At 43.1% G+C, this 9392-nt stretch carries 6 protein-coding genes and 3 pseudogenes; 4 read left to right on the top strand and 5 right to left on the bottom strand.

Features of this window, described 5'->3' with window-relative positions:
• The 5 genes and pseudogenes from GXO74_02050 to GXO74_02030 all read right to left on the bottom strand — a co-directional run.
• Positions 1-276, bottom strand: a 276-nt coding sequence (locus GXO74_02050) for a hypothetical protein (GenBank protein ID NOZ60439.1), incomplete at its 3' end; no start/stop codon positions are given.
• Between the two features lie 115 nt (positions 277-391).
• Positions 392-703 carry an antitoxin gene (locus GXO74_02045; protein NOZ60438.1) on the bottom strand — a complete coding sequence of 104 codons (312 nt, stop codon included), beginning with the start codon at positions 701-703 and terminating at the stop codon, positions 392-394.
• Between the two features lies 1 nt (position 704).
• Complete coding sequence (locus GXO74_02040; protein NOZ60437.1) at positions 705-968, bottom strand: toxin; 264 nt, start codon at positions 966-968, stop codon at positions 705-707.
• Positions 969-1134: 166 nt separating this feature from the next.
• Positions 1135-2967 (bottom strand): DUF2207 domain-containing protein, encoded by a 1833-nt coding sequence (locus GXO74_02035; protein NOZ60436.1) that lies wholly within the window; start codon positions 2965-2967, stop codon positions 1135-1137.
• Positions 2968-3113: 146 nt separating this feature from the next.
• Positions 3114-3407: pseudogene (locus GXO74_02030) on the bottom strand (nucleotidyltransferase domain-containing protein).
• A 323-nt stretch (positions 3408-3730) separates the two neighbouring features.
• On the opposite strand from GXO74_02030, the gene mtgA reads away from it, so the two are divergent.
• The 4 genes and pseudogenes from mtgA to GXO74_02010 all read left to right on the top strand — a co-directional run bounded on the left by mtgA (position 3731) and on the right by GXO74_02010 (position 9209).
• Positions 3731-4600, top strand: a complete 870-nt coding sequence (gene mtgA / locus GXO74_02025; GenBank protein ID NOZ60435.1) for a monofunctional biosynthetic peptidoglycan transglycosylase — start codon at positions 3731-3733, stop codon at positions 4598-4600.
• Between the two features lies 1 nt (position 4601).
• On the top strand, positions 4602-6767 hold the full coding sequence (locus GXO74_02020) for a GWxTD domain-containing protein (GenBank protein NOZ60434.1): 2166 nt from the start codon (positions 4602-4604) through the stop codon (positions 6765-6767).
• A gap of 69 nt (positions 6768-6836) precedes the next feature.
• Positions 6837-7451, top strand: a pseudogene (locus GXO74_02015) (peptide MFS transporter).
• Between the two features lie 1125 nt (positions 7452-8576).
• Positions 8577-9209, top strand: a pseudogene (locus GXO74_02010) (MFS transporter).
• The last annotated feature ends 183 nt before the right edge of the window (positions 9210-9392 follow it).

The following is a 9392-nucleotide window of genomic DNA, read 5'->3' as shown; positions in this document are numbered from 1 at the left end:
GCTTTTGTAAATGCCGAATGCGTTCAGCGGTGTCCCCATGTTGTACAGCTCCACGGTGAATTGCAGCGAATCAAACGCAAAGTCGCGAACTTGCAATTGCTGGAATCCAAAGGAAAGAAAAATATCCGCTCCGCCGTCGATGTACTCGAATAAATTTTCGGGATCATAAACTTCCGCCTTGCTTTCAGGGGTAAAGGCTTTGATGCTAAGTAAATTTCCAGATAGAAGCAATCCCGGAAATAACGTGATCAATAAGATTGAAAGCCATTTTTTCATAAACCGCTCTGATCTAATTTTGTAGTTTCAAGTATTAAGTGCAACAGTTCATATTAAACTTTTCTTAAATTCATAAGTGGGAGTACTCTTGAATTTAAATCAGAAAGTCGGATTATTACTTCATCGTATGTTTTTCGCTTTTCACCAATTGAAAAAATTTCACAATTTCTTTTCTCTCTACAAACTGTTCTGTGATATATTTGTGCAAAATTGAATTAATCAAAGTTTGGTAAGGTATGCCCTGTTCCTGAGCTTTTTCTTTGAGCCTTTCCAGATGAAAATTAGATATTCTCAAGCTGATTGATCTGTTTTTTTTTGATGCCGCTAATATTCTTTCTATCTTTTTCTTATTTTCATCCGAAACAAGGACAAGATTATCTATCTCGTTCTCGATTGCTTTTTCTTCTTTAAGTAATTTGTGGGGCATTTTATTTCCCTCCGAATTTTTTATGAAATTTCCTGCTTGGAAAAGCTGTTTTTAGCACAATCTTATCTTTCTGATCCAGAATAAACGGCACAACCCAAGTATATTCATTAATTTCTAAAATGAAATAAAATTGATTTTCACGCGCCGGGTTTTCAAGGAGTGCCTTGTAATACCCATTTAGAATCATTTCGGCAATTTCGTCAAATGAAATCTGTCGGTTCAACTTTAGCCACTCATTTTTTTCTTTATCCCAGATAATATCCATGTCTAAATATAATGTTTTGTATATACAATGTCAATGATTAATTTAAAGATTTGAAGCCTTGTTTTTTCCTCTTATGAATTTATTCATCACTTTCTAACCCAAAATATCCTCTACTAATTCAGTAATTGGTCTCTTTATGAATGGAACAAATTTATCCTTCAGAATTTCACCCCGCTCCCCCGGCCGCGCCACCTGCTCCGCCACCCCCTCCGGCAGACGCACCGCCACCGGTTCCGGCCGCGCTCGCCATGGAAGTACTAATGCTGCTGATGAACGAGGACATCGATTTGGAAAATTCCATCGGGCTTGTGTGACCCAGAGAGGAATAATAGTACGGAAAATAATTTCTTGACGGATCCTCGACAGCAAATTTAATCAGCTCTTTGACCGCTTTCGCGCCGATGCCTAAGGCAATCGCCATGGCAAAGTAGCGGCTGAAATTAGATTGAATCGCCGAAGCGGATTTACGATATTCATATTTTTTCAAATATTTTTTCAGCGATTCCAAGCGCATTCGGATTGCTTTGGTTTCTTTGGTATAGCGCAAAATGAAAAATGAAGCGTCGGATAATACGAAGCCGCCGGCAATGCCGACGATGCCCCAGATGCTGAATTTGATTAATGTGAAAATGCCGACGCCAATTATTAACAGGCCAAAAAGAGCAATCGCTACCGTAGCCCAGATGCTCGGTTTGTCGTAGAAAGGTTTGTTTCCCCATTCCTGTTTCAGGTTTTTTCTCCACTGGCGGAACCATTTCATTACTTCCCTGCGATGCTTTCTAATTTCATCGGTATTGATTGAATTCTGTCCCCCGGCTAAATCGTTGAAAAAGAATTCGATGAACTCGCGGTCATGGGGAAGGAGTTCTCCCGATTCTTTTTCAAATTTTTCCCGATCGAGAGTTAAAGTTTGTGTTTTAAATTTGTATTTGAAAAACAATGCCTTGCGATCCTCGACTTTTTCGTCCATCTTTAGGTAACCACGCGCCGCTAAATCCAGCAGTGTGCCAGTGAGCGCGCCGGTCGTTAGCTGACCGTTGGAAATGATAAGATTTGCTGTGGCCGGAGACATGTTGTCGGGAATTTCCGAAGAAACGCGGCTCAAGCCGGGAATCGAATACGCTTTGCCGTAGCGGTTGTACAAATTGATGAACAGAATCGCGCCGATTATCACAAGCAGGATATTTAGTTGCTTTGCCTTTGGCGCGTATTTTTCTCGAAAATTTCTTTCCTGCATCGCTTTTTGACGCAGGCGATTGGCCTTTTCGGCAAAACCTCTTTCTTCTGCCATAATGAACATGCGGTAATTTTTATCGATTTTGACATTTGCCGCTGGAACCCATTCCGGCGGGAAAATAGCACGCACTTCAAAGAAATTTTTCTTTGGCAGCGGCGCTGCTTCAAAATGAATTTTTCCGTTGGCAAAATAGTAGAAACCGTTGAGCGACGTATGTAGCCAAGCGCGAACTTCTGTAGTGTCTGCCGCTTGCGGGAGCACAAGGTCCAATGAGACTCTTCCCACTCTTTTTGGCTTCTTCGCGGCAACAAACTTAAAGTAAAAATCCGCCACGTCCCGGTAGACTTTCACCGCATTTGCTAAACGATAGCGAATAGTGAACGTGCGCTTTTCGAAGCTGGCACGGTAAAACCATTTGACGTAGAATTTATTACTGGATTGAGTTATGAAGTAAGTGCCGGGTTCATGCGAGTTGCTCTCCCGATAAATTTCATTGCCCTCGGACAGAGAAAAATCAGTCACTTCCCCCAATTCCCGCAACGGCAATGAGTAATCTGCCCACTTGTAGTGACCGCGAAAATTGTAGGAGCGATTTTCTTTGATGTTCAGCGAACCGTCTTCATTTATTCGAGCCGCAATTTGGATTTCGTCAAGCGTGTAAAATTTGCTAACGGCAAAACTGGCGGAAAAACTCCATGCGAAAGCGATGAAAAAGAATACGAACATGACGAATAAATTTTGTTGGAATAATTTGCGATGCATTTTTTATCCTTTCTTTAATTATTGAAACGGGCGATTTTAATCCGAAAAGTGCGAATAGTTTTTATTAGACTTACTCGCATAGGCGGAGATTCTTTTTTTGAAAATGCCCATGCTGGCAGAGGCGCAAAGATTGCCAGAGAAACTGCTCATGCATGATACGTTTTCTCCGACGCATTTTCATAAAAAATTTTTCCGGCGCGTTGGATATGATCGATTACTCCTGGGTCGCTGATATGGTGAAACAAGGACACGTCAAAAGTGTAAGGCAGCAATAAATCGTCAATTTCGTCCAGGATACGATAGAGAACCTGATGCGTCAGTTCTTCTCCCCAACCAGAGTCAGGTCTATATCTGATCCAGTCCTGTAATTGCCCATAGCGCTCGAGCACAGATTTTATTTTTTCAATCGTCTCCTTTTTCAATCCAAAGAGATTTGTCATGTCGCTTTTTCCTTATTGCACATCATTTATCTCAATCAACTTGAAATTCAACTGGTTTTGTCCGGAAAATCGGGAAACAAATACGTCTGCTAAACTACTTTTGACTCCCTTTTTTGAGTGAGAAAACGATTAACTTTAATGCATTAAAAGCTAACAAAAAAAAAGTACTTTCGCAAGTGAAAAATATCGTCATTGAAAAAATCAGCGGAAAAAAATTCTCTCAAAAATATCTGACGGAAAATAACAAATCACTTGATAATTGAAATTGATATGCTTATATTTCTAATTAAACTGGAAAGAAAAAGTGAATCTGAAAAAATTCAATGGTCAAAAAAATATTAGTTTTTCTGACGCTGGCCCTTGTGCTCGTCGTTTTTTTTATTGTAAAAATTTACTCAGGATTACCGGACGATGATTTGATCGCCACTTTTTATCCTGAATCCACAGTGATTTCTTTTGCAAATTTTGATTGGTCGGAAGAACCTGTTGTGCTGGTGAGAAAATTTGTGCCGTTGCATCGCATTTCTCCGGCGCTGAGAAAAGCGGTGGTCATCAGCGAGGACGATACTTTTTTCAAGCATTCCGGCATCAACATGACGGAGTTGAAGCTCTCTTTTGCCGAAAATTTGAAGAAGAAACGCTTTGCGCGCGGGGGCAGCACCATCACCATGCAGCTTGCCAGAAATGCTTTCCTGACCAAAAATAAAAATTTGCTACGAAAATTCAAAGAGATCATTATCACCAAGCGCATCGAGAAAATTTGGCCCAAAAAGAAAATTTTGGAATTTTATCTCAATATTGTGGAATGGGGCCCCAACATCTACGGCGCTGAAGCAGCCGCACAATACTATTTTGGCAAATCTGCTGCTGAAGTAGATCTGGCGGAAGGTTCACTGTTAGCTGCGATTTTACCCAATCCGATCTATTACAATCCATTCAAAAATATGGCTGGCGCCAGAAGAAAACAAAAACGCGTATTAAGATTAATGCACATCGCCGGATTGGTGTCCACAGCCGAAATGAACGAGATTCTGAATACGAGGATTTATTTGCGTGGCCAGAAAAGCCACCAACAACATTTTTGGTACAAAAGGGCGTCTGTTTACGACTCTTTGACCATGTCTCCCAGAATTCCGGATAGTCTAAAGTCCGGCGCGGATACGTCGGGAATTATTTTTTTGCCAGAGGGATAGGATGAAAAAAAATAATTTTTTGAAATGGCTTTTTGTCTTTAATTTAATTCTGGGGATAAGTTTTCCTGTTTTTTTTAGGGATGGCTTTTGCCAAAATAGTGATCAGAAGCCCGATTCAATCGCCATTTTGCAAGCGCAGATTTTGCAATCTCCGGGCCAGCCGGAGTTAGCATTTCGCTTAGCAGAGCTTTATCTGCGCGAGGAAATGCTTGACCAGGCAGAGAAGCTTTTCCGATCGTTGTCTGAAATTGATTCTTTTAAAGTTCGCGCTCTGACCGGTCTCGGCAGGTCCCATTTTCAGCGCACGCCCAGCAAAATCATTCCTTTGGAGCGTCTGAAAGAATTGTTGAAAATTGACCACCGCTCCAAGGCATTGAAAAAATTCAGAGAAGCGTTGAAAATTAATCCGGACTACCTCCCGGCGCATTATTGGATGGGGCGGACCTATTTGCTGAAAGATGATGTTGAAAATTTGCAGAGAGCAAAAAAGGAATTTCTGTGGATTTTTGAGAAAAAAGCGGCTTATCGTGATTTAATTTATCAAATTGCTTATAATTATCAAAAATTGAAAGATTTTGATAATGCACTCAAATATTTCCAAAAAATCACCGAGCACGACTCAGATTTTGGCAGATCAAGAATTCGTATGGCAGAAGTCTATTTCGAAATCGGCGAGTACCGCAAGTGCAGCGATAATTATTTCCTGGGCATGGAAAAATTGACCGATCACGATATGCTGGATTATTTGTTCGATGAGCAGAAAATCCTTTTGACCAAGGAAGAAAAAAAAGAATTTGAGTCTGCACCTTACGCAGAAAAAAAACGTGTTTTCATCAAATTTTGGAAAAGCCGGGATCCGGATCCGAGCACGCCGGAAAACGAGCGGCTGATTGAGCACTTTCGTCGCGTGAAATTTGCTCGGGAAAATTTCCATTTCACAGCGCCGCCGTATTATGATGATCGGGGGCGAATTTACATCAAGTACGGCAAACCGGATGTGCGTTACAATTCTCCCATCGGAAATTTGCCGGTGAAAGATAATGAATCCTGGTCTTACGAATCGATACAGGATGGACTGGTTTTTGATTTTGTCGCTGACGGCGGGTACTATCGTCTGGCGCAGGATTTGACGGAAGCGGCAATGTCCGGCTACGGGTACAATCAGCGGCTGATTTTGGCGAATGAATTATATCAGGATCGCAGTCATATCAGCAAGACTTACTCCAGACTCGCCACCGGTTTTTCGCAGCAGAGATTGAATGACTACCACATTTCACGCAACGAAGCGCTGGACAAATATCCGGGCGAGCTCTTCCGCCCGGCAAATGAGAAAAAATTTCGCTTCCCTTTCATCACGCGCTGGTCCCAATTCAAAGGAGAAGGGGGTTTGACGCGTGTGGAATTTTACACTTCCTTTCCCGGCATGGCGCTGAAACTTAACCCGTTCGATGACAAACCGGAAAAGAACGTCGATTTTTATATTGAACTTGACGACACAGATTTTCGGACGATTTTGGACGAGCACAAACGACTGCGCTACAAAATTCGTAATCCGCAAAAATTGCGCGATCATCAATTTGTTTTTCAGGATAATTATTCATTGAAGCCGGAAATTTATCAGGCGGCTTTTGTGCTGACCGATGTGGAAACAGCCACCAAAGGGGTGAAGCGTCGGCAATTGCGCGTCAGAAATTTTTCGGGTGATTCCCTGATGGTGAGCAGTTTGCAGCTTTCAGCGGAAATCAAACCGAAAACTAAAAATTCCAACAAGACTTTTGTCAAAAATGATCTCGAAGTTGATCCCTACACTTTCAAGCGCGTAATGCGCAAAACGCCAATTTATCTCTATTTTGAAATTTACAATTTAAAAAAAGATGAGGACGGGAATACCCATTACAAAGTGGTTTACAAAATAGAGACCATCAAGCCGGAGCGTAGCTTCTGGCAAAAGACGTTTGGCGCGGTTGGGCGAATTTTTGGCGGCACCAAAAAAAGCTCCATTACGCTCTCCGGCGAACACATGGGAGACAGCAAGGATGCCGTTGAATTTATTGCATTCGATCTGAAAAATCTGGAGCGCGGTGAGCAAATTTTGCGTGTGACGGTAACGGATTTGATTTCCGGGGAATCGAAAAGCGATCAATTGGACATGATTTTGATTGAATAAAAAGGTTAGTGAAAAATGATAAGGATGGGCGATGCCCGGAGTAACTTCTAAAATATAAAAGGAGTTTGCATGGCAGAACAGAAGAAAAAAGGCGTGTTGAAATCATTTTCCAGTACCTATTGGATCGTTGTATTTTTTGAATTTATGGAGCGTGGTTCCTACTACGGCATGATGAGTGTTTTGTCGATCTATTTGACCGATATTTTGGGCTTCGCCAAAACAAGCGTCGGCTTGATCAAGGGGACGATTCAGCCGATTCTCTATTTTTTGCCCATCATCAGCGGCGCACTGGCAGATCGGTTTGGCTACCGCCGGACGCTGACGATTGCGTTTGCATTTTTGGGCGGCGGTTATTTTCTCACCAGTCAAATGACCTCGTACAGCGCGGTTTTCCTTGCGCTTTGTGTGATGGCGCTCGGCGCCGGAACATTCAAACCGATCATTTCCGGCTCCATTGCCCGGTTGACGGACAAAAGTAATAGCACGCTGGGATTTGGCATTTACTACTGGTCAATCAATTTGGGAGCTTTTTTGTTTCCGTTGATTTTGGTGCCTTTTTTGAAAAATAGTCCTGCGTTTGGCTGGCGCTGGGTGATTATTGCGTCGGCGTTGGGAACAGGCGCCATGATCATTCCCACGCTGCTTTTCTACAAAGACCCGCCGCGGGAAAAAGTTGAGAAATCAAAAGAATGGAATTTAATCAAAACCGTCGCTAATGCGTTTGAAATCATTTACAGCCCGTTTGTTTTGATTTACCAATACCTTCGCTCTTCAAAAGGTAAGGCGATTCTGGTTTACGCGATCACTGCGTTGCTGCTATTGCTTTCACTTTGGCAGTACGGACAGCGGAGTCCTGTCGTGGAAAAATTTGATCAAGTGACAGCGCTGGAGAACGGCGTGTCCGTGACTTTCAGCGTTAACCGCGATGTGATGAAAAAAACTCCGTTTTCAATAAAAAAGCAGCAGGCGATGCGGGTTAGCGATTATCAGCTCATTTTTGAAATCAAGCCGGATGCAGCGGCGCCGTCGAGTGTGAAGCCCATTCAGATCGATGGCAGAGATGTGCTGGTGACTATTACGAATCCCGAGGACGAGAATTTGCCGCAAATTATCCGTGAAAAATTAGCCAAAATCACGGACTTTTCGCCTGCTTTGACTGACTCTGTTTTGCGCCAGTTCAACAAGAACGCAGTGAATCGCGTTTTTGTTGATATTGCCAAACCTGACCGGTACGATCGATTCAAACAGTTGCTTTTTTCGGAACTGACGCAGAACGCGAACTTGGTGAATTTGTCACCCGAAACGACTGACCAGTTGTTTGAAATGGCGCTGAAAAAATCGACGCTGAGCGTGAAAGTAGCTCCTGCAAAAGATAGCAACTCCGCTTTCACAGTGCGTCAGATTTCTCCGCTGGAAACGGAAATTGTTTTGCACAAAACCGGTGAAAGCGACATCGCCTCGGTGAAAATTTTGGACAAAATTCGCGCCAATCCCAATTTTTCAATGGTTTCGCTTTCAAAATTAACTGATCTGCTGGGAAATGCCAAAGAGCGGTCATTTTTTACATTTTTCATCGTCTTGCTGTTCATCAGCAGTTTGATCATTTTAGCGATTCAGAAACGCTACCGCGAATCAGCGCCGTCGAAACGGCTCATTTACAATTTTGCGGCATCATTGATCATTGTCGGCGTACTCTGGCTCACTCCCGGGCTGGACACTTTCGGCAGAATCGTGAGCACGGTCATCTATTTCACAGTGCTGTCACTGTTCACCATCGAGACTGATGACCGGGCGAAATTCAAGGACAATTTCCGTTTTCTGCTGATGATTTTTATTTATTCCGGTTTTTGGATTATGTACTTTCAAATGTTCGATTCCGTGCTCTGGTACGTCAAAGCGTACGTGGATGCCACTTCACTGAACAATTTCGTCAACGGTTCACTGGCGAAAATCGGCGTGCACATCAATTGGTTTTTCGATGTGGAGCATGTCACCGTGATCAATGCGGGAACGATCATTTTGCTGCAGCTCATTGTCTCCAACATTGTGAAAAATACCAAAGCGCTGCCGACAATGGTCGTGGGCATTGCCATGGGAACCATCGGCATGGCGATTTTGGCGATTTCCACCAGCATCTGGGTGTTCATCGCCGGAATCATTATTTTTTCCGTCGGCGAGATGACAGCGCATCCGAAATTTATCAGCTACGTCGGCTTGATTGCTCCCAAGGATCGTGTGGCAACGTACATGGGCTACATTTTCCTCTACGGCGTGATCGGCAGCAGCATCGGCGCCATCCTCGGAGCCAACATGTACGTCCATTTCGTGGACAAGCTGAATCAACCGCGCACGCTGTGGCTTATTTTCAGCGGCATCGGCGTGGCGACGATTGTGGGGTTGCTGCTTTACAACAAATTTACGCCGCAGAAGTCTGATGCTTGAAAAAAATCCGGTTTGACCGAACGAAATAATTTTGCCCCTAAGCAAAAAAGATAGCGAAAAAATTTGCTTAGGGGCAAAAAAATTAGAGCTCTGAAAGAGAATATTAGTTCACACAAAGGCGCAAAGACACTACTGAAAAATATCCGAAAATCTTTGCGGCTTCGTGACTCCGTGTGAGTTCTT

This window comes from Calditrichota bacterium, from assembly GCA_013152715.1.
Classification (GTDB): domain Bacteria; phylum Zhuqueibacterota; class Zhuqueibacteria; order Thermofontimicrobiales; family Thermofontimicrobiaceae; genus 4484-87.
This window is presented reverse-complemented; position numbering and strand designations above follow the sequence as displayed.

Coding starts and splice junctions, on each gene's coding strand:
- GXO74_02045 (NOZ60438.1), bottom strand. CDS start 703: ATGCCCCACAAATTACTTAAAGAAGAAAAAGCAATCGAGAACGAGATA.
- GXO74_02040 (NOZ60437.1), bottom strand. CDS start 968: ATGGATATTATCTGGGATAAAGAAAAAAATGAGTGGCTAAAGTTGAAC.
- GXO74_02035 (NOZ60436.1), bottom strand. CDS start 2,967: ATGCATCGCAAATTATTCCAACAAAATTTATTCGTCATGTTCGTATTC.
- mtgA (NOZ60435.1), top strand. CDS start 3,731: ATGGTCAAAAAAATATTAGTTTTTCTGACGCTGGCCCTTGTGCTCGTC.
- GXO74_02020 (NOZ60434.1), top strand. CDS start 4,602: ATGAAAAAAAATAATTTTTTGAAATGGCTTTTTGTCTTTAATTTAATT.